Genomic DNA, 19,398 nt, shown 5'->3' with positions numbered 1-19,398 from the left:
GGTGTCGTCGCCTATGGCGTTACCGCTCTTGTGGCTGCACCGGTATCCGCGCAGGTACCGCCGTCCGTGTCGACGAATCCTCGGTCGGGCACGGTGGGTAGCGGATTCGTCGCTTCCTGGAGTGGTTTCCCGTCGCTGTGCGAGCGGTGGGCGACCCAGATCCTGTGGGACGGCTCGGTGGTCGACATCGTGCCGGGCACGACGAGCGGGTCGTCGTCCCTGAAGGTGCCGTCGGGTTCGTCGCTGGGCGCGCACACCGTGTCGGTGTTCAACCCGGGCTGCAAGGTGACGTCGAGCGCGACGTTCACCGTCGTGATCGTGGCGCCGCCGACGACCACCACGCCCAGAGTGCCGCCGACCACGACCACCACCACTCCCCCGCGGGTGCCCACGACCGTCCCCGGTTCGACCACCACGACCGGGTCCACGACCACGACCACTACCGGTACTTCGACCACGACCGCTCCCGAGACGCCTTCGGGGACGTCGTCCGTCGGTCCGACCACGACGTTGCCGTTCGAGGGGGACGGGGCGTTGACGTTGGACAAGGACAACATCCAGCCCGGCGACCCGTTGACCGCGGCGGGGACCGGGTGCGAGCCCGGTGCGTTCGTGAAGTTGAGTTCGTCCGGGGAGAGTGTGGGGTCGACGAAGGCGGATACGGCGGGGCGGTTCAGCACCCGGGTGGAGTTCGCGTCGTTGGAGCCGGGGCGTCAGGTCATCCGGGCGGATTGCGGAATCGTGCTGGTGGGGGCGGTGGATGTGGCTCTCACGAGTTCGACCAGCGGGACCACTTCGACGTTGGTGGTGCTGGTCTTCTTCGTGTTGGCGGGGGCGTTGTTGATCCGGCGGCAGTTCACGCGCTGAGAGGCGCGAGTTATACGTTCGGACACCGCGAGTTGTGCGTTCAGACACCGCGAAATGTGCACTCGCGGAGGGCGGGCATGGGTAGGCCCCCGCGGAACGGGTCCGCGGGGGCCTGGTGTCTGCGCGGTATTACGGCTCTTCGCGCTGCTTGCGCAGTTTGGTCAGAGCCTCTTCGAGGATCGCCTCGCCGTCCGCGTCGGAGCGTCGTTCCTTCACGTACGCCAGGTGCGTCTTGTAGGGCTCGTTCCGCGGAGGAGCAGGCGGGGCCTGCTCGTCACGGCCGGCCGGCAGGCCGCACCGGGGACAGTCCCAGTTCTCCGGGATCTCCGCTTCGACCGCGAACGACGGACGCGATTCGTGTCCGTTGGCACACCAGTACGACACCCGACGTCGGGGCGCGGATTCTCCGCGCTCCGATTCGCCCATCGGGCCTGCGCCGACGCGGGTACCGCGAATCGCGTTACCACCAGCCATCGACCCTCACACCCCCACCACGTGGATTGCCAGCACTACCGGATCAGAGCTTGAGCATCAGCCCGATCCCCAAGATGGCGATCAGCCAGACCGCGCCCACGAAGAGCGTCAACCGGTCGAGGTTCTTCTCCACCACGCTGGACCCGGACAAGCTCGACTGCATGCCGCCGCCGAACAGCGAGGAAAGACCGCCGCCCCGACCGCGGTGCAGCAGCACCAGCAGGATCAGCAGCAAGCTGGAGACGATCAACAGGATCTGTAGGAACAGGATCATTTCATCCTCGCTGTCAGGCAGGTGACGCCACAGAGTACCCGGTCGGCTCCCGACCGTGGACCACGTGGTGTGCGGGGTGTCTCAACACATCAGGGTAGAGGGCCGCCGGCCGCGAGCGCGCACAGCTTGGTGAACTCGTCCGCGTCGAGGCTCGCGCCGCCGACGAGAGCGCCGTCCACGTCCTTCTGCGCGATCAGTTCGCCGATGCTGCCGGACTTGACCGAACCGCCGTACAACACGCGCACGACCGCGGCCGTGTCCTCGCCGTACAGCTCGGCCAGCTTCGCCCGCAGCGCCGCGCACACCTCCTGCGCGTCCGCCGACGAGGCGACCTTGCCGGTGCCGATGGCCCACACCGGCTCGTAGGCCACGACGACGTTCCGCACCTGCTCGGCGGTGAGCCCGGCCAGGCCCGCCACCAGCTGGTCCGTGCAGAACGCGACGTGCCCGCCGGCCTCGCGGACGTCCACCTTCTCGCCCAGGCAGAAGATCGGCGTCACGCCGTGCTTGAGCGCCGTCTTGACCTTGGCGTTGACGACCGCGTCGTCCTCGTGGTGGTACTCGCGACGCTCGGAGTGGCCGACCGTCACGTACGAGCAGCCCAGCTTGGCCAGCATCGGCCCGGACACGTCGCCGGTGTAGGCGCCCGAGTCGTGCGGTGAGACGTCCTGGGCGCCGTACTTGAGCAGCAGCTTGTCGCCGTCGACCAGGGTCTGGATCGACCTGATGTCGACGAACGGCGGCAGGACCGCCACCTCCACCTTGGCGTAGTACTTCTCCGGCAGGGAGAAGGCGATGCGCTGCACGAGCGCGATCGCTTCCAGGTGGTTGAGGTTCATCTTCCAGTTGCCCGCGATGAGCGGCTGGCGCGAGGCCATCAGGACTCCAGGACCGAGACGCCGGGGAGTTCCTTGCCTTCGAGGAACTCCAGGGATGCCCCACCACCGGTGGAGATGTGCGAGAAGCCGTCCTCGGGCAGGCCGAGCAGGCGCACGGCCGCGGCCGAGTCGCCGCCGCCGACCACGGTGAACGCGCCGCTGTCGACGAGCGCCTGCGCGACGGCACGCGTACCGCCGGCGAACGCCTCGAACTCGAACACGCCCATCGGGCCGTTCCAGAACACGGTCTTGGCGTCGGCCAGCTTCGACGCGAACAGCTCGCGCGTCGCCGGGCCGATGTCCAGGCCCATGCGGTCGGCCGGGATCGCGTCGGTCTTCACGACGTCGTGCTCGGCGTCGGCCGCGAAGCCGGTGGCCGCGAGCACGTCGACCGGCAGCACGAGTTCGACGCCGCGCTTGTCGGCCTCCGCGAGGAAGCCGCGCACGGTGTCGAGCTGGTCGGCCTGCAGCAGCGAGCCGCCGACCTCGTGGCCCTGGGCCTTGAGGAACGTGTAGGCCATGCCGCCGCCGATGAGCAGCCGGTCGACCTTGGTCAGCAGGTTCGCGATGACGCCGAGCTTGTCGGACACCTTCGCACCGCCGAGCACGACGACGTAGGGCCGCCCGAGGTCGTCGGTGAGCTTGCGCAGCACCTCGACCTCGGCGAGCACGAGACCGCCCGCGTAGTGCGGGAGCTTCTTGGCCACGTCGTAGACCGAAGCCTGCTTGCGGTGCACGACGCCGAAGCCGTCGGACACGAACGCGTCCGCCTTGGCCGCCAACTCGTCCGCCAGCGCCTCGCGCTCGGCGGCGTCCTTGCTCGTCTCGCGGGCGTCGAAGCGGATGTTCTCCAACAGCACCACGGAGCCGTCGCCGGCGGTCTCGGTACCGAGCACGACCTCGCGGTCGAGCAGTTCACCGAGCCGCACCGCGACGGGTGCGAGGGAGAACGCGGGGTCGGGCTCGCCCCGGGGGCGGCCCAGGTGCGCGGCGACCAGGACGCGGGCACCCGCGTCGGCCAGCGCCTTGAGGGTCGGCACCGACGCGCGGACGCGGCCGTCGTCGGTGATCTTGTCGCCGTCGAGGGGGACGTTCAGGTCGGCGCGCACGAGGACGCGCCGACCCGAGACACCCTCGGCGAGCAGGTCGCTGAGAGTCTTCACTGACGTGTTTTCCCTTGCGCCGTCAGAGCTTCGACGCGACCAGGTCGACCAGGTCGGCGAGGCGGTTGGAGTAGCCCCACTCGTTGTCGTACCAGCCGACGACCTTGACCTGGCGGCCGATGACCTTGGTCAGCGGCGCGTCGTAGATGCAGGACGCCGGGTCGGTGACGATGTCCGCCGACACGATCGGGTCCTCGTTGTAGCGCAGGATGCCCTTGAGCGGGCCCTCGGCGGCGGCCTGGTAGGCGGCGTTGATCTCGGCGAGGGTCACCTCGCGACCGAGGGTCACGGTCAGGTCGGTGGCCGAGCCGGTCGGGACCGGCACGCGCAGGGCGTAGCCGTCGAGCTTGCCCCGCAGCTCCGGCAGGACCAGGCCGATCGCCTTCGCGGCACCCGTGCCGGTGGGCACGATGTTCAGCGCGGCGGCACGCGCGCGACGCAGGTCGCTGTGCGGCGCGTCCTGGAGGTTCTGGTCCTGGGTGTAGGCGTGGATCGTGGTCATCAGACCCTGCTCGATCGTGAACGAGTCGTGCAGCACCTTCGCCAGCGGAGCCAGGCAGTTGGTGGTGCAGGAGGCGTTCGAGATCACGGTCTGCGAGCCGTCGTACTGCTCGTGGTTGGCGCCCAGCACGACCGTCAGGTCCTCGTTCTTGGCGGGCGCCGAGATGATGACCTTCTTCGCGCCGCCCTCGTCGACGTGCTTGCGCGCGACGGTGGCGTCGGTGAAGAAGCCGGTCGACTCGACGACGACGTCGACGCCGAGGTCCTTCCAGGGCAGCTTGCCCGGGTCGCGCTCGGCCAGCGCCTTGATGGTCTTGCCGTCGACCTCGATGCCCTCGTCGTTGACCTTCACCTCGCCGGGCAGCCGGCCCAGGATCGAGTCGTACTTGAGCAGGTGCGCCATCGTCTTGACGTCACCGAGGTCGTTGAACGCGACGATCTCGATGTCGTGGCCGCCGGCCTGAACGGCACGCCAGAAGTTGCGGCCGATGCGGCCGAACCCGTTGACACCTACGCGAACCGTCACGGTGAGTCTCCTCGATACTCGACTGGCGGTGAGCCAGGGGATGCGGGACGGGCTTGCCTTCCGGCAGCCACCGGCCAGCCTAGCCGCAGCGTTGCGGTGCTGGTCACGTGAGCCCCCAGCATCTCTTTATCGAACAAGAAAATCCAGCCGTACCGTTCAGTAACTACGACCGTTCGTAACGCCCTGGTTCAGCCGCGGGTAACACGCTGGTTTGACGACTTCGCCCCGACGGCGGCATAGCGTCCACCGCGAGTGACCACGACTCGGCTCAAGGGGGAGCGTCAACCCATGTCGTTCATCAGGAACGCACTCGTCACCGTCGCCGCGGCGGCCTCCGTGTTCGCCCTCGCGACGCCCGCGCAGGCGGCCACCGGCTGGGACCGGTGCAACCCCGGGTACATCTGCCTGTTCGACTACGACAACGGGCAGGGCCCGATGGCCTGGTTCCAGATCGGCTCGCCCGACCTGCGGCAGCAGGACTTCGACAACCGCACCCAGAGCGTCTGGAACCGCACCTCGTCCCGGTTCTGCCTGTACGTCAACTACAACTACGCCAACGACCAGGGCGCGGGCACCTCGTTCTCCGGCATCCAGTACAACACCAACGAGGTGAACTCCTACAGCTCGCTCAAGAAGTGCTGATCGGCCGGCCGGGCACGACGAGCCCGGACTCGTAGGCGATCACCACCGCCTGCGCGCGGCTGGTGCTGTCGAGCTTGGCCATGGCCCGGTTGAGGTGGGTCTTGACGGTCGCCTCGCTGATCGACAACCGGCCGGCGATCACGGCGTTGGTCAGGCCCGTGCCGACCAGCCGGAGCACCTCGACCTCGCGGCAGGTCAGGCGGGACAGGCGATCGGCGAGATCTTCGCGCGGCACGGGACGGGGCGTGTAGCCCTCGACGAGCCGCCGCGCGAAGGTCTCGCCCAGCAGCAGTCCCCCGGCCGCGACGACGCGGACCGCGCCGACGACACCGGCGGCGGGCGCGGACCGCGGCAGCAGGCCCGAGGCACCGGCGCGCAACAGCCGGTAGGCCGTCTCGTCGGACGCGGCGGCCGACAGCACGAGCACCCGGGTCGTCCCGGACGCCGACCGCGCGACGACCAACTCGACCGGCATGTCGCCGGGATCGTCGAGCAGCACGACGGCGGGCCGGGTCTCCCCCGCGATCAGCACGGCCTCGAACCCGCTGCCGGTCGAGCCCACCACGTCGATCCCGGCCGCCCCCAGCACGGTCGTGAACCCGGCGCGCGACACCTCGTCGCGCGCCACGACAAGCACGTCGACCATCGTTCCCCCCGAGCAGCGAGAGTAGTTCGTGCCAGGGGGAATGGAATGCGCCCAATGGCGCAGCGGCGACCCGTTCTCAGCCCCGCCCGGTCTTGCTGCGGTGCGGCGGCGGTGGCAGCACGCCGAGGTTGCCGTGCGAGCGGATCTCGGTCAGGTAGTGCAGGTGGTCGGGCGCGACGATGCCCGGCGCCAGGTCGACGGCCGAGATCGGCGGGCCGTACACCTCGCCCACCGGGACGATCCCCGCCCAGTTCGTGCTGTGCCAGTCCTCGGGCCGGGTGTCGGGACCGCCGGTCCGGACCTTCGCGGACGCCAGCTCGACGTCGAACCGGAGCACCGCCACGAAACCCAGCTCGGTGTCGTCGGGCGGACGGGACGTGCGCGACGAGCCGGGCACCACGTGGTCGAGGATCGTCGCGAGCGCGGCCTTCTTGGCCTCGGGGTCGGTCACCTCGGACACCCGGCCGTAGGCCACGACGGACCGGTACGAGACGCCGTGGTTGATCGCGCCGCGCCCGATGACCAGGGCGTCGACGTGGAACACCGTGACGCACACCGGGAAGCCGGCCGGACCGCCGGCGCGGGCCAGGACGTTCAGCCGCGACTCGGACGAGCCGTGCAGGTACAGGGAATCGCCGTCGCGCCCGTACAGCTTGGGCAGCGCGACGGCGTGGTCGCCGGGGTGCCCGGTGGTGCCGGGCGCGATGAAGGCGACGCTCGCCACGTACGCCCGGTCGAGGATCGAGTGCACCAAAGCCTTGTCGTACCCGACCAACGACGCGGACCGGTTCGGCGACGGCCTGGTCCAGTCGTCTTCCGGGTAGCGGTAGGGATCGGACATGGCGGCTCCCGTGTGGTGGGTCGGTCACGACGCCGCGAGCATCGAGCCGGGACCACCACGCCGCACGCCGGGTCACCCGTGCGGGTCAGACCTCGGCTTCGAGCATGTCCGCCGTCACCGCCGACTCGGTGTCGGGCATGCCCAGCTCCTTGGCCCGCTTGTCCGCCATCGCCAGCAGCCGCCTGATCCGGCCGGCCACCGCGTCCTTGGTCATCTGCGGGTCGGAGAGCTGGCCCAGCTCCTCCAGCGACGCCTGCCGGTGCGCGAGCCGCAGCTCGCCGGCCGCCGCCAGGTGGTCGGGTGCCTCGGCGCCGAGGATCTCCAACGCCCGCCGCACGCGCGCGGCGGCGGCCACGGCGGCCCGGGCCGACCGGCGCAGGTTGGCGTCGTCGAAGTTGGCCAGGCGGTTGGCCGTGGCCCGCACCTCGCGGCGCATCCGGCGTTCCTCCCACGCCAGCACGCTGTCGTGCGCGCCGAGCCGGGTCAGCATCGCGCCGATCGCGTCGCCGTCGCGGATCACCACGCGTTCCGCGCCGCGCACCTCGCGCTGCTTCGAGCCGATGCCCATCCGCCGGGCCGCGCCGACCAGGGCCAACGCCGCCTCCGGTCCGGGGCAGGTGACCTCCATCGAGGACGACCGGCCGGGTTCGGTCAGCGAGCCGTGCGCCAGGAACGCGCCGCGCCACGCGGCCTCCGCGTCGCACACCCCACCCGACACCACGGGCGCGGGCAGCCCGCGCACCGGTCGGCCGCGCGGGTCGAGCAGGCCGGTCTGCCGGGCCAGGCCCTCGCCGTCCTTGACCACCCGCACCACGAACCGGGTGCCCTTGCGCAGGCCGCTGGAGGTGATCGTGAAGACGTCGGACTGGTGCCCGTACAGCTCGTGCACCTCGCGACGAAGCCTGCGGGCGGTCGAGCCCAGGTCGAGTTCCGCCTCGACGACGACCCGGCCGCCGACGATGTGCAGGCCGCCGGCGAAGCGCAGCAGGGACGCGACCTCGGCCCGGCGGCAACAGGTCTTGGCGACGGCAAGCCTGCTCAGCTCGTCCTTGACCGACGACGTCATCGCCACGGTTCCTCGCCTCCCCGGATCTCGACAGCAGTGTGCAGGGTTCTACTGGACGGCTCGCCGGGCGGATCGGGCGGGCGGTGCAACGCGCGGTCGATCGCGGCGGCCAGCGCGACCGGGTCGTGCCGATCCGGCGCGCCGTCGACGCCGACCGCGGCGAGGTGGGCGGTGGCCCCCAGAGCTGCGGCGGCCCGGACGAGGCGGTCCGGCACGGGCACCGCGCCGGTGTCCGCGACGACCGCGTCCACCCGCAGGTCCGGCGCGTGCCCGCGCAACACGTCGAGGTGCAGCTCCGGCGAGAAGCCGGCGGTTTCGCCCGGTTGGGGGACGAGGTTGAGCACGACGACCTTGCGCGCGGCCGTGCGCACGAGCGCGTCGTGCAGCTCGGGCACGAGCAGGTGCGGCAGGACGCTGGTGAACCACGACCCGGGGCCCAGCAGCACGACGTCGGCGCCGAGCACCGCGTCGACGGCCTCGGGACAGCCTTTCGGCACCGTGCCCGGACCGCCCGGGCCGAACAGCCGGATGCGCTGCACCCGGCCCGGCGTGGTGGCGACCGCGACCTGGCCCCGGATGCGCCGGGACACGTCCTCGTCGTCGTCCAGACCGGTCACGTCGGCCTCGATCTGCAACGGCTCGGTGCACATCGGCAGCACCCGGCCGCGTACGCCGAGCAGCCGACCGGCCTCGGCGAGCACGGCGACCGGGTCGCCGAGGCGTTCGAACAGCCCGGCCAGCACGAGGTTGCCGATCGCGTGCCCGGCCAACGCGCCCGTGCCGCCGAACCGGTGCTGGAACAGCTCCGACCACAGCGCGGCCTCGGGCGCGGCCAGGGCGACCATGGCCTTGCGCAGGTCGCCCGGTGGCAGCAGGCCGAGTTCGCGGCGCAGCCGCCCGGACGACCCGCCGTCGTCGGCGACCGTGACCACGGCCGTGACGTCGTCGGTCAGCCGGCGCAACGCGGTGAGCGTGACGTGCAGGCCACGCCCGCCGCCGAGGGCGACCGCTCTCACTCGCGTCCCAGGTCGCGGTGGACGACCTTGACCGCCATGCCGTCCTCGGAGGCCAGCCGGGCGGCGAGTTCCTCGGAGATGGCGACGCTGCGGTGCTTGCCGCCGGTGCAGCCGACGGCCAGCGTCAGGTAGCGCTTGCCCTCGCGGCGGTAGCCGGCGCCGATCAGCCGCAGCAGCTCGTGGTAGCGGTCGAGGAACTCCTCGGCGCCCTCCTGGGTGAGCACGTAGTTGCGCACGTCCCCGTCCAGGCCGGTCTGCTCCCGCAGTTCGGGGATCCAGAACGGGTTCGGCAGGAAGCGCACGTCCATGACCAGGTCGGAGTCCATGGGCAGGCCGTACTTGTAGCCGAACGACAGCACGGTCACCCGCGTGCGCATCGCCGACTCGGACCCGAACGTGTCCTCGATCTTGGCCCGCAACTGGTGTACGGACAGGGCCGAGGTGTCCAGCACCAGGTCGGCCTCCTCGCGCAACGGCGTGAGCAGGACGCGTTCGGCGGCGATGCCGTCCGCGAGCCGGCCGTCGTGCTGGAGCGGGTGGCCCCGGCGCACCGACTCGAAGCGGCGGATCAGCACGTCGTCGGTGGCCTCGAGGAACAGGACCTTGGGCTTGTAGCCGCGCGCGTCCAGGTCCTTGATCACGGCCGCCAGGTCGTCGGTGAACGCGCGGCTGCGCACGTCCATGACCACGGCGACCCGGGTGATGGCGCCTCTGGCCTGCGCGCCGAGTTCGACCATGGTGGCGATCAGTTCGGGCGGCAGGTTGTCCACCACGAACCAGCCGAGGTCCTCCAGGCACTTCGCGGCGGTGCTGCGGCCGGCACCGGACAGCCCGGTGACCACCGCGACCTCGATGCCGGACTTCTCACCGGCGGGTGCGCTCACTGTTGCTCCTGTGTCGTCGTCGGTCCGTTGCGGACCGCTGCGTCCGGCACCGACCCGTCCTGGCGCGGCACCCGCGGTGCCGTCGTCGCCCGGACCGGCTCGTCCTGCGCCGGGATGTCGGGAGAAGTCTGATCGTCACCCGGTGAAGTCCGCGCCGCACCGCCGTGGACCCCGGCCGGTCCGTCCTGGACCGGGACGCCGGCGGACTTGTTCAGCGCGGCGTGCACGGTCTCGGCGGTCCGCCGGCCGACTCCGGGCACCGCGGCGATCTCCACGACGGTCGCCTCGCCGAGCCTGCGCACCGAGCCGAAGTGCTTGAGCAGCGCGGCTTTGCGGGTCTGGCCCAGTCCGGCGATCTCGTCGAGCGCCGAGACCGTCAGCCGCTTCGACCGCTTCTGCCGGTGGTAGGCCACGGCGAACCGGTGCGCCTCGTCGCGCACGCGTTGCAGCAGGTAGAGGGCCTCGCTGGTGCGCGGCAGGATCACCGGGTCGGGGTCGCCCGGCAGCCAGACCTCCTCCAGCCGCTTGGCCAGGCCGACCACGGCCACGTCGGTGATGCCCAGCTCGGCCAGCACGTCGGACGCCGCGGTGGCCTGGGGGCCGGCGCCGTCGACCACCAGCAGGTTCGGCGCGTACGCGAACCGGCGCGGGCGGCCGGTGTCCGGGTCGATGCCCGGCGTCGGGCCGCCGCCGGCGGTCTCCTTCAGGTACGCCTGGAACCGGCGCCGCACGACCTCCGCGATCGACGCCACGTCGCCCTGCTCGGCGGCGTCGCGCACCGCGAACCGGCGGTACTCGGACTTGCGCGCCAATCCGTCCTCGAACACGACGAGCGACGCCACGACGTCCGTGCCCTGCACGTGGCTGATGTCCGTGCACTCGATCCGCAACGGCGCGGTGTCCAGCCCCAGCGCGTCCTGGAGTTCCTGCAACGCCGCGGACCGCGCGGTCAGGTCGCCCGCGCGCCGCAGCTTGTGCTGCTGGAACGCCTCCTTGGCGTTGCGTTCCACGGTCTCCATCAAGGCCCGCTTGTCGCCGCGCTGCGGCACCCGCAGCGCCACGCGTCCGCCACGCAGCTCGGCCAGCCACTTCTCGACCGCCTCGGCGTCCTCGGGCAGCTCCGGCACGAGCACCTCGCGCGGCACGGGCGCGGCCTCCACGCCGCCGACGCGCGCGGACTCGGCCTGCGCGCCGTAGAACTGGGTGACGAACTGGTCGACCAGGGCGGGCACCGAGGTCTCGTCGACCTTGTCCACCACCCAGCCGCGCTGGCCGCGCACCCGGCCGCCGCGCACGTGGAAGACCTGGACCGACACCTCGAGGTCGTCCTGCGCGAACGCGACCACGTCGGCGGCCGTGCCGTCGCCGAGCACGACCGCCTGCTTCTCCAACGCGCGCTTGAGCGCGGTCTGGTCGTCGCGCAGCCTGGCGGCCTTCTCGAACTCCAACTCCTCGGCGGCGGCGGTCATCTCGCGTTCGAGCCGGCGGACCATCGAGTCGGTCTTCCCGGCCAGGAAGTCGCAGAAGTCCTCGACGATCGCGCGGTGCGCCTTGGCGTCCACCTTGCCCACGCACGGCGCCGCGCACTTGTCGATGTAGCCGAGCAGGCATGGGCGCCCGATCTGCCCGTGCCGCTTGAACACGCCGGACGAGCAGGTGCGCGCCGGGAACACGCGCAGCAGCAGGTCGAGCGTCTCGCGGATGGCCCACGCGTGGGCGTAGGGGCCGAAGTAGCGCACGCCCTTGCGGCGCGGGCCGCGGTAGACGTGCAGCCTCGGGAACTCCTCGTCCAGGGTCACGGCCAGCACCGGGTAGGTCTTGTCGTCGCGGTAGCGGACGTTGAAGCGGGGGTCGAACTCCTTGATCCAGTTGTACTCGAGCTGGAGCGCCTCGACCTCGGTCGCGACGACCGTCCACTCGACGGCCGCCGCGGTGGTCACCATCTGGCGGGTGCGCGGGTGCAGCCCGGCGACGTCGGCGAAGTACGAGTTCAGCCGGGACCGCAGGCTCTTGGCCTTGCCGACGTAGACCACCCGGCCGCCGGAGTCGCGGAACTTGTAGACACCGGGCGCGTCCGGGATGGTGCCGGGGGCGGGGCGATAGGTCGACGGGTCGGCCACTCGACAAGACTACGTGCGGGCACCGACAATCCCGCGCGCGGCCGTGACGCCCCCGTCCGGCAGGCGTGTCGCTCAGGCGAGCACGACCTGGCCCGCCGCCACCTTCACCGGGACCGCGTCGAGACCGCTCGGGGTCGGTCCGTCGATCCGGGAGCCGTCGGTGGCCTTGAACCGACTGCCGTGCGCCGGGCAGGTGATCACGTCGCCCACCGGGGGCGCGACCTTCTGCAACTGGTGCGGGCAGGTGGCGTCGAACGCCTTGACCGTGTCGCCGGACCGGACGAGCACGAGCGGCCGGCCGTCGGACTCGACGACCACCCCGCCGCCGTCCGGCACGTCGGCGAGGGCGACGATCCCCGAACCGCCCGCGGCGGTCGGCTTCGTGGTGGCGTCCCCGGCCTTCGTCGTGGTGCCGGGAGTGGTGCCGGGACCCGACGACGTCGTCGGCGAGTCCGAGCACGCCGCGAGTCCGGCGGGCACGGCGAGCGCGGCCAGGACCCCGCACAGCATCCGGCGCCGGGACAGGCCGTCGTTCGTGGGTGTGGTGGTCACCGGATCCTCCGAGGTGCGATGCGTCCGTTCGGTCACGACGGCAATACGACACCACGCCGGACGTGGTTCGACACTTCGACGGATTCCGAAGCCGTCAGGCCAGGCGCACGTCGTCGCCCGCCACCGTGACGGGAACCTCGGTCAGCCCCCGGGGCGCCAGGCCGGCCAGCCGCCCGCCCGTGGCGGGGTCGAACTCGCTGCGGTGCGTCGGGCAGACGATCACGCCCTTGACCGGCGGGTTCACCACGGTGCCCTGGTGCGGGCACGTCGGGTCGAACGCGCGGACCACGTCGGCGTCCGGGCGGACGAACAGGAGCTGTCCGTCGGTGCCGACGTCGAGCAGCGCGCCCGACCCGACCGGGACGTCGGCCAGGCCGGCGAGCCGGTCGCCGGGCCGGGCGCCGCCGAGGCCGGGGCGGCGGGCCGCCGTGCCCGTGCCGCAGGCGGTGAGGGCGAGCAGGCCGCACAACAGCGTTCGTCGGTCCACCCGCCCATCCTCGCCTAGCGGTCCTGGGACACCGCCGACCGGGCCAGCGCCAGCACCGCCGTGAACGGCGGGAACCAGTGCCGGGAGTGCGACGGCGGGTTCGCCCAGCGCAGCGAGCCGTAGCGGGTCATCGTCGGCGGCAGCGCGATCCGCTGGGGCGAGCGGACGAACTGGACCTCGGCCGGCGCCTTGAGGTGCGTGGGCAGCAGGGCGACGAGTTCGGCCAGGAAGATCCAGTGCTCGCGCGGCCCGGGTATGACGGTGACCGGACCGGCGAGCATCCGCGATTTGAGGTCGGCGAGCACCCGTGAGCCGATGCGCGCGGGCATCGCGAGCGCGGTGGTGGCGGGACCGAGCGGCAGGAACACGCCCTGCTCGGTGACCGACACCTTCCACCCCAGCAGCCGGTAGCCCGCGATCGCCTCCCCGAGCGCCTGCTGGTGCACCCGGTCTCGCGGCCCGGAGCGCGGGCTCGGTGCGGCACTGGTCGTGGCGGTCATGCTCATCTGTTCCTCTCCCCGGTCGGGTGGAGCGGTGCCTCGCGGTGCTTCGCAGGGCGGTGGCCGGGGGTCTGCCCGGACACCGGATCACCGCAGCCTGATCCGAAGAGGTCCGGACCACCACACCGTGCTCGGGTCAGTCCCATGCAACGGGCGTATCGACCGCATCCACCACCCGCAGTCACCGGCGGCCCGATAGGACCCCGACCGCCACTTATGCATGAAATGCATGGACTGGGGATCGCGTATCTATACACTGGCCGACACGCTCAGTGACGGGAGCGAGCCGATGGAACCGAAGGCGCGGAGACGGGCAACCAGTTCCAAGCGCGCATGCCCCTCGTGCGGAGCCGTGCTCGCCGCCGACAACACCGACCGGTTGTGCCATCGTTGTCGGCGCAACGCGCGTTCCGAACTCTACGGCCCGCCGACACTGCCCGACGAGTTCTGGGACGACGAGATCCTCGCGCCCGCGTTCGCCGACCGGAGCATGGGCGCCCTGCTCGCCGCGTACCGCCACCACCCCCGACACGTCAGCCGCGTGACGCAGGACCGGCTCGCGTCCTGGCTGGGCATCAGCCAGGCGCAGCTCTCGCGCTACGAGACCGGGGAGAACCCGATCGAGCGGATCGACCGGCTGCGCCACTTCGCGCGGCAGCTGGGCATCCCGACCGATCGGCTGTGGTTCGACCGCGTCGGCGTCCCAAGCCAGGCTGGCGTGCCCGAGCGGGTCGCCACGCCGCATGTGCTGGCCGCGGCGTGGGACGCCGCCAGCATTGCCAGATCGGTCGAGGAAACTGCGAGGAACGACTTGGCGATCAGCAGAAGAGCGGCGCTCAGCGGAGCCGCCGCGGTGGTCATGGGGCCCACACTGGTCGAACCGTTGCAGCGGTGGCTGCACCCGTTGCAGCCCTTGTCCAAGTGGTCGTCCAGCGCGGCGATCAGCGAGGAGGAACTGACCGCGCTCCAGCACGTCGCCGACGGACTGCGCGGCTGGGGCGGGCGCGGCGGCTACGGCCTGGCGCGCAAGGCGGTGCTGGGACAACTGGAGGAACTGGCCGAACGGCTGGCGCACGCGCCCGCCGGGCCGACGACCGAACGCGCCTTCTTCATCGGCGCGGAACTGTCGAAGGTGGCCGCCAGCATGTCGTGGGACGCGGGCATGCACGACGCCGCGCAGCGCTACTACGTGCTCGGCGTCCGCATGGCGAAGGCGGGCCGCAACGACCCGTTCGCCGCGTTGTGCCTGGCCGCGATGGCCCGGCAGATGTTCGACCTGAACCGGCCGGAGGACGGACTGGAGCTGGTGCAGCTGGGCCAGTACGGTACGCGGCGCAACTCGACGCCGACTTTACAGGCGTTGCTGCTGACCAGGGAGGCGTGGGCGTACGCGCAGATGGGACAGGTCAGGGAGTTCGACCGGGCGGTGGGCCGGGCGCAGGACTGCTTCGCGCAACGCGAGGCGGGTGCCGAGCCGTGGTGGCTGGACAGCTTCGACGAGGCGGAACTGGAAGGGGTGATCGGCGCGCGCATGCGTGATCTCGCCGGTCATGACCCCCGGCAGGCGCCCGCCGCCGAGCAGCACATCCGGCGCGCGCTGGACCTGCGCGACCCGCGCCGGGTCCGCAACCGCACGTTCGACGTGATCGGGCTGGCCCGCACGAAGATGGTGGCGGGCGAGCCCGAGGAGGCGTGCGGCCTGATCCAGGGCGTGCTGCCGATCGCGTCGGGCCTGGCCTCGGGGCGGGTGCACCGCAAGCTCCAGGACTTCGCGGTGGAGGCCGAACGCCACCGCGACCTGCCGGCCGTGCGGGACGCCAGGGAGGCGATTCGCGGGGTGCGGACGGCCTGATGCGGGTGGGGATCACCGGGCACGGCAATCTCGTGCCGGAGTGCGTCGACGGCGTGCGCGCGGCCCTGCGCGCCACGGTGGAGCAGGAGGTGCCGGGCGGGTCGTCCCTGGTCGGGGTGACCTGCCTGGCGCCGGGCGCGGACCAGCTGTTCGCCCGCGTCGTGCTGGACCTCGGGGGGCGGGTGGAGGTCGTGCTGCCCGCGCTGGACTACCGGGACCGGATGAAGCCGGAGAAGCGGCCCGCCTACGACGAGCTGCTGGCGAAGGCGCACGTCGTGAGCGTGCTGCCCAACGAGTTGTCGGGGCGGCACGCGTACGTGATGGCCAACGAGCGCATGCTCGCGTCGGTGGAATTGCTGATCGCGGTGTGGGACGGCAACCCGCCGGACGGGCGGGGCGGCACGGCCGACGTGGTCGAGACCGCCCGCGCGTCCGGTGTGCCGGTCGTGGTCGTGTGGCCCCCGGGCGCCGCCCGGGCGGGCTGAGGACACCGGTCCCGGGGCCTGCCCCGGGACCGGTCCTCGCCGGTGGTGCGGTCGGCGGTGCGGAGACCGGATTTCGCGCGGGAGCGGTGGGCTTCGGAGCGCGGCGGCGGGTCGTGCCGACGGGACTTCGCGCGGAGACCGAGGCGCCGGGCCTTGTCCGCCCGGGGGCCGGCAGATTCCCGTCGGACGGAAGAGAAGGTCGCCTCTCGCGGCGAGGGCGCCGACCTCGCCGGCGTTCGACCGGGCCACGGCGCCGCGCACGGGCGGCCCGGTGCGCCCGATCGGTATCCGGGCCCGGCTGCCCCGGACCTCCGGAGGTCCCGTTCCGGGCGTGACGACGTACCCACCGGACGTCCTCGGGTGATCGAGGACCGGACCTGTCCGCGATCGCCGGCAGACTCGACCGGGTGTTGGAGACCTCGGCCCGGCTGTTGCGCCTGCTCTCGCTGCTCCAGGTCCGCAAGGACTGGAGCGGCCCGGACCTCGCGCGGCGGCTCGACGTCGACGTGCGCACCATCCGACGCGACGTGGACAAGCTCCGGTCGCTGGGCTACCCCGTCGACTCCGTGCCGGGCGTGGCCGGCGGCTACCGGCTCGGCGCGGGCGCCGAACTGCCGCCGCTGCTGCTCGACGACGACGAGGCGGTGGCCGTCGCGGTCGGGTTGCGCACCGCCGCGAACGGGACCGTGGCGGGCATCGAGGAGACGTCCGTGCGGGCGTTGGCCAAACTCGAACAGGTCCTGCCCGCGCGGTTGCGGCGCCGGGTCAACGCCCTCCAGACGCACACCATCGCGCTCACCCCGAGCGTCGCCACCGTGTCGCCGGACGTGCTCACCACCATCGCAGGCGCGTGCCGCGACCACCAGCGGCTGCGGTTCGCCTACACCGCGCGGGTCGGGGACGCGACGCGGCGGCACGTCGAACCGCTGGGGCTGGCGCACACCGGCCGCCGCTGGTACCTCGTGGCGTGGGACGTCGACCGGGACGACTGGCGCACGTTCCGGATCGACCGGATCGAGGGCGAGCCCGCGCTCGGCGCCCGGTTCACCCCGCGCGAGCCGCCCGCCGCCGACCTCGCCGACTACGTGGCCCGGCAGCTCACCGTCGCGCCGCACGCCCGGCAGGCCCGGTTGATCATGCACGCGCCCTACGAGGAGGTGGCCGCGCGCACCTCCGTGACGGCCGTGCACCTCGAACGGATCGACGACCACCGCACCCGGTTGACCGTGGGTGCGCCGTCGCTGCCCGAAGTCGGGCTGTGGATCGGCACGCTCGGACTGGAGTTCGAGGTGGAGGGTCCGCCGGAACTCGCCGGGCACTTCAGGGAGCTGGCCGCCCGGCTGCTGCGCGCCGCCGGCGACCGCTGAGCCGATCGGTCGTCCACCGAAGGCAGCCTTGTCCGCCTCGCCGGGTTCTCCCTACGTTCGGGATTCGAACCGAGGAGGGGTTGCCATGCGCAGGCGGGACATGCTGACCGGTGCGGTCGTCACGACGGGGGCCGCGGTGCTGGGCCTCGCGCCCACCGCGCGGGCGGACGGCTGGGGTGACCGCCTCGTCGCCGAACGCGTGCGGTCGCAGCGGGCGCTGCACCACCTGCGCGTGCTGTCGGAGGGGATCGGGCAGCGGATCGGCGGCACCGAATCCGAGCACCGGGCCAAGGACTACCTGGTGTCCGTGCTGCGGGAGCTGCGCTACGACGTCGCCGTGCAGCCGTTCTCCGTGCCGGACAAGTACTTGTCGACCCTGAAGGTGTCCGGGCAGCGGTGGAACGCGGCGGCGGCCAGACTCGGCGCGCTCGACGTGACCCGGTCCGGCCGGGTGGTCGACCTGGGCGACGGCGCCACCCTGCCCGACGACCTCACGGGGCGGATCGCGCTGCTGGTGAACGTGCCCGCGCCTTACACGCCGGTGGTCGAGGCCGCCCGGCGTGGCGCGGTCGCGGTCCTGCTCGGGCGGATCACCACGCCGGGGAAGTCGGGCACGTTCTCCCCCGCGTTGACCGAGGCAGTCGCCGTGCCGGTGTTGGGCATCGCGCAGGTGCACGTGGAACGTCTGCGGGCGCGGCCCGCGCGGGAGATCACCGTGTCGACCTCCCTGCACGCGGGACTCACCTCGCACAACGTGATCGCCGAACGGCCGCCGACGTTCGGCTCCGACGAGGGCGTGGTGATGGTGACCGCGCACTACGACAGCGTTCCCGGCTCGCCCGGCGCGAACGACGACGGCAGCGGGACGTCGCTGGTGCTGGAGGTGGCGCGGGTGCTCCGGCGGCTGCCCACGTACCGGACGCTGCGGTTCGCGTTGTGGGGGTCGGAGGAGCAGGGGTTGCTCGGGTCGCGGCACTACGTGGGCGGGTTGTCGGACGTCGAGGCGAAGCGGATCGTGGGCACGTTCCAGAACGACATGGTGGCCACGAGCAATCCGGGTTCGACGGTGTACTGGCTGCTGTCGGTGGACGGGGCGGCCAACGCGACCACCTCGGCGGTGGCGGACGCGGCGGGGCGGCTCGGGCATGCCGGGCATGTGCGAGGTCCGGTGGCGCGGGGGAGCAGCGACCATGTGCCTTTTCACGAGCGGGGGATCGCGGCGGCGAACTTCTCGTGGCGGGGGCCGGCGGGGCCGGGGGATCTGGAGCCGCTCTACCACACGCCGGAGGACACGTTGGCGGGGAACGTGGACGCCCGGCGTCTTCAGATCTCCTTGGAGCTGGTCGGTACCGCCGCGTACCGGCTGGCCGCGACCCGCTCCCAGGGGCGCGAGTCCTCCACTCGGACACCCTGAAATACGCGCTCAGGCACCTCCTTTCGAGTGCCCGAGTTCCCCTACCGCGCGAGTTATGCGTTCGGACACCGCGAGTTGTGCACTCGGGTGCCACCGTCGTGGGTGCGGTGGTTCGGCAGGTCGTACGGGTCGATGAGCGCGTGTGTCGTGATGTGGGACTCGTGCTGCCGTTGCCGTTGTCCTGGTGGAAGGCCGCCCGGACACGACGGCGGTGTGTCCGGGCGGCCGGGTCTCAGGCCGACGCGCGGGTGGGGGTGGTCAGCAGGAACAGGACCTCCTGTGCCACTCGGGTCGGGTCGGTCGGCGCCACGGCCGCGCAGTGCACGCCACGGGGGGCCACCTCCTGCGCCAGGCACTCGGTGTACGCGATCGCCGCCGCACGTGATGCCGTATAGGCCGCCGACCTGGTGGTCGCGCCGTGGCCGGCCACCGTGACGATCACTCCGCGCCTGCGGGCGACCATGCGACCCGCCACTGCCCGTGACGTGTTGAACACGCCGTCGGTGTTCACCGCGAAGCTGTGCGCCCAGTCCGCGTCGCTCAACGCCAGCACCGGTCCCGGGCGGATCGCGGCGGCTACCGTCACCAGGGCGTCGATCGGGCCCAGTTCGCGCTCCAGCTGGTCGACGAGGGCGTCCACGGCGGCGCTCGACGTGACGTCGATCTGCCGACCCGCGATCCGCAGGCCCTCGGCACGCAGGCGTTCGACCATCGCGGACAGGGTCCGCCCGTCGCTGTCCACCGCGGCGACCACCGCGCCCTGCCGGGCCAGTGCCTCCGCCACCTCGCCGCCGAGCGGTGTGCACGCGCCGGTCACCAACACGATTTTGGCTGTCATCCCCA

General features: G+C 72.1%; 21 protein-coding genes. 6 read left to right on the top strand and 15 right to left on the bottom strand.

The annotated features are described in order from the left end of the window. Window positions 1-93: 93 nt before the first annotated feature. On the top strand, window positions 94-867 hold the full coding sequence (locus tag F4559_RS34860) for a hypothetical protein (RefSeq protein WP_246445125.1): 774 nt from the start codon (window positions 94-96) through the stop codon (window positions 865-867). A 129-nt stretch (window positions 868-996) separates the two neighbouring features. On the opposite strand, the gene F4559_RS09930 is transcribed toward F4559_RS34860, so the two are convergent. The 5 genes from F4559_RS09930 to gap form a co-directional block, all read right to left on the bottom strand. After that, a complete protein-coding gene (locus tag F4559_RS09930) occupies window positions 997-1,341 on the bottom strand; it encodes an RNA polymerase-binding protein RbpA (RefSeq protein WP_121227993.1) in 345 nt (114 codons plus the stop codon). 43 nt (window positions 1,342-1,384) lie between these two features. After that, window positions 1,385-1,615 (bottom strand): preprotein translocase subunit SecG, encoded by a 231-nt coding sequence (secG, locus tag F4559_RS09925; protein ID WP_184667802.1) that lies wholly within the window; start codon window positions 1,613-1,615, stop codon window positions 1,385-1,387. An 89-nt stretch (window positions 1,616-1,704) separates the two neighbouring features. Continuing rightward, window positions 1,705-2,493: a triose-phosphate isomerase gene (gene tpiA / locus F4559_RS09920; protein WP_184667800.1), complete on the bottom strand. Its 789-nt coding sequence runs from the start codon at window positions 2,491-2,493 to the stop codon at window positions 1,705-1,707. After that, window positions 2,493-3,656 (bottom strand): phosphoglycerate kinase, encoded by a 1,164-nt coding sequence (locus F4559_RS09915; RefSeq protein WP_184667798.1) that lies wholly within the window; start codon window positions 3,654-3,656, stop codon window positions 2,493-2,495. Before F4559_RS09915 ends, tpiA begins: the two co-directional genes overlap by 1 nt. Before the next feature lie 22 nt (window positions 3,657-3,678). Beyond that, entirely contained in the window at window positions 3,679-4,683 is a 1,005-nt protein-coding gene (gap, locus tag F4559_RS09910) for a type I glyceraldehyde-3-phosphate dehydrogenase (RefSeq protein ID WP_184667796.1), read from the bottom strand. Window positions 4,684-4,971: 288 nt separating this feature from the next. Between gap and F4559_RS09905 the strand changes: the two genes are divergently transcribed. Next, entirely contained in the window at window positions 4,972-5,325 is a 354-nt protein-coding gene (locus F4559_RS09905) for a peptidase inhibitor family I36 protein (RefSeq protein WP_184667795.1), read from the top strand. Here the strand turns inward: F4559_RS09905 and F4559_RS09900 are convergent. The 9 genes from F4559_RS09900 to F4559_RS09860 form a co-directional block, all read right to left on the bottom strand. Next, window positions 5,312-5,971, bottom strand: a complete 660-nt coding sequence (locus F4559_RS09900; RefSeq protein WP_184667794.1) for a response regulator transcription factor — start codon at window positions 5,969-5,971, stop codon at window positions 5,312-5,314. The genes F4559_RS09905 and F4559_RS09900 overlap by 14 nt on opposite strands. A 76-nt stretch (window positions 5,972-6,047) precedes the next feature. After that, window positions 6,048-6,812, bottom strand: coding sequence for a pyridoxamine 5'-phosphate oxidase family protein (locus tag F4559_RS09895; protein WP_184667793.1), 765 nt, complete (start codon window positions 6,810-6,812; stop codon window positions 6,048-6,050). A gap of 85 nt (window positions 6,813-6,897) precedes the next feature. Beyond that, window positions 6,898-7,884 (bottom strand): DNA-binding protein WhiA, encoded by a 987-nt coding sequence (gene whiA, locus F4559_RS09890; protein ID WP_184667792.1) that lies wholly within the window; start codon window positions 7,882-7,884, stop codon window positions 6,898-6,900. Then, entirely contained in the window at window positions 7,875-8,894 is a 1,020-nt protein-coding gene (locus F4559_RS09885) for a gluconeogenesis factor YvcK family protein (RefSeq protein WP_184667791.1), read from the bottom strand. Before F4559_RS09885 ends, whiA begins: the two co-directional genes overlap by 10 nt. Next, window positions 8,891-9,748: an RNase adapter RapZ gene (rapZ, locus tag F4559_RS09880; RefSeq protein ID WP_376774710.1), complete on the bottom strand. Its 858-nt coding sequence runs from the start codon at window positions 9,746-9,748 to the stop codon at window positions 8,891-8,893. Before rapZ ends, F4559_RS09885 begins: the two co-directional genes overlap by 4 nt. A 26-nt stretch (window positions 9,749-9,774) precedes the next feature. Beyond that, a complete protein-coding gene (gene uvrC / locus F4559_RS09875) occupies window positions 9,775-11,898 on the bottom strand; it encodes an excinuclease ABC subunit UvrC (protein WP_184667789.1) in 2,124 nt (707 codons plus the stop codon). Window positions 11,899-11,970: 72 nt separating this feature from the next. Continuing rightward, window positions 11,971-12,450: a Rieske (2Fe-2S) protein gene (locus tag F4559_RS09870; RefSeq protein ID WP_312865552.1), complete on the bottom strand. Its 480-nt coding sequence runs from the start codon at window positions 12,448-12,450 to the stop codon at window positions 11,971-11,973. Between the two features lie 94 nt (window positions 12,451-12,544). Next, window positions 12,545-12,937: a Rieske (2Fe-2S) protein gene (locus tag F4559_RS09865; RefSeq protein WP_184667787.1), complete on the bottom strand. Its 393-nt coding sequence runs from the start codon at window positions 12,935-12,937 to the stop codon at window positions 12,545-12,547. A gap of 14 nt (window positions 12,938-12,951) precedes the next feature. Further along, complete coding sequence (locus tag F4559_RS09860) at window positions 12,952-13,443, bottom strand: hypothetical protein (protein WP_184667786.1); 492 nt, start codon at window positions 13,441-13,443, stop codon at window positions 12,952-12,954. Window positions 13,444-13,789: 346 nt separating this feature from the next. Between F4559_RS09860 and F4559_RS09855 the strand changes: the two genes are divergently transcribed. The 4 genes from F4559_RS09855 to F4559_RS09840 all read left to right on the top strand — a co-directional run bounded on the left by F4559_RS09855 (window position 13,790) and on the right by F4559_RS09840 (window position 18,555). Further along, window positions 13,790-15,289 carry a helix-turn-helix domain-containing protein gene (locus F4559_RS09855; RefSeq protein ID WP_312865551.1) on the top strand — a complete coding sequence of 500 codons (1,500 nt, stop codon included), beginning with the start codon at window positions 13,790-13,792 and terminating at the stop codon, window positions 15,287-15,289. Beyond that, window positions 15,289-15,774, top strand: coding sequence for a hypothetical protein (locus tag F4559_RS09850; protein WP_184667783.1), 486 nt, complete (start codon window positions 15,289-15,291; stop codon window positions 15,772-15,774). The genes F4559_RS09855 and F4559_RS09850 overlap by 1 nt, the downstream gene beginning before the upstream one ends. Window positions 15,775-16,181: 407 nt before the next feature. Beyond that, window positions 16,182-17,141: a helix-turn-helix transcriptional regulator gene (locus F4559_RS09845; protein ID WP_184667782.1), complete on the top strand. Its 960-nt coding sequence runs from the start codon at window positions 16,182-16,184 to the stop codon at window positions 17,139-17,141. A gap of 85 nt (window positions 17,142-17,226) precedes the next feature. Beyond that, window positions 17,227-18,555 carry a M28 family peptidase gene (locus F4559_RS09840; RefSeq protein WP_184667780.1) on the top strand — a complete coding sequence of 443 codons (1,329 nt, stop codon included), beginning with the start codon at window positions 17,227-17,229 and terminating at the stop codon, window positions 18,553-18,555. 232 nt (window positions 18,556-18,787) lie between these two features. Here the strand turns inward: F4559_RS09840 and F4559_RS09835 are convergent, their stop codons facing one another. Then, window positions 18,788-19,393, bottom strand: coding sequence for an SDR family NAD(P)-dependent oxidoreductase (locus tag F4559_RS09835; protein WP_184667778.1), 606 nt, complete (start codon window positions 19,391-19,393; stop codon window positions 18,788-18,790). Window positions 19,394-19,398 lie beyond the last annotated feature (5 nt).

Source organism: Saccharothrix violaceirubra (assembly GCF_014203755.1).
GTDB classification, from domain to species: Bacteria; Actinomycetota; Actinomycetes; order Mycobacteriales; family Pseudonocardiaceae; genus Actinosynnema; species Actinosynnema violaceirubrum.
Note: the sequence above shows the minus strand (reverse complement) of the source record. Positions and strands in the feature narration are given on the sequence as shown.

What these genes read in the sequence shown, in the direction of transcription:
- F4559_RS09930 (WP_121227993.1), bottom strand. Translation starts at nt 1,341, where the DNA reads ATGGCTGGTGGTAACGCGATTCGCGGTACCCGCGTCGGCGCAGGCCCG.
- secG (WP_184667802.1), bottom strand. Translation starts at nt 1,615, where the DNA reads ATGATCCTGTTCCTACAGATCCTGTTGATCGTCTCCAGCTTGCTGCTG.
- tpiA (WP_184667800.1), bottom strand. Translation starts at nt 2,493, where the DNA reads ATGGCCTCGCGCCAGCCGCTCATCGCGGGCAACTGGAAGATGAACCTC.
- F4559_RS09905 (WP_184667795.1), top strand. Translation starts at nt 4,972, where the DNA reads ATGTCGTTCATCAGGAACGCACTCGTCACCGTCGCCGCGGCGGCCTCC.
- F4559_RS09900 (WP_184667794.1), bottom strand. Translation starts at nt 5,971, where the DNA reads ATGGTCGACGTGCTTGTCGTGGCGCGCGACGAGGTGTCGCGCGCCGGG.
- F4559_RS09895 (WP_184667793.1), bottom strand. Translation starts at nt 6,812, where the DNA reads ATGTCCGATCCCTACCGCTACCCGGAAGACGACTGGACCAGGCCGTCG.
- F4559_RS09860 (WP_184667786.1), bottom strand. Translation starts at nt 13,443, where the DNA reads ATGAGCATGACCGCCACGACCAGTGCCGCACCGAGCCCGCGCTCCGGG.
- F4559_RS09850 (WP_184667783.1), top strand. Translation starts at nt 15,289, where the DNA reads ATGCGGGTGGGGATCACCGGGCACGGCAATCTCGTGCCGGAGTGCGTC.
- F4559_RS09840 (WP_184667780.1), top strand. Translation starts at nt 17,227, where the DNA reads ATGCGCAGGCGGGACATGCTGACCGGTGCGGTCGTCACGACGGGGGCC.
- F4559_RS09835 (WP_184667778.1), bottom strand. Translation starts at nt 19,393, where the DNA reads ATGACAGCCAAAATCGTGTTGGTGACCGGCGCGTGCACACCGCTCGGC.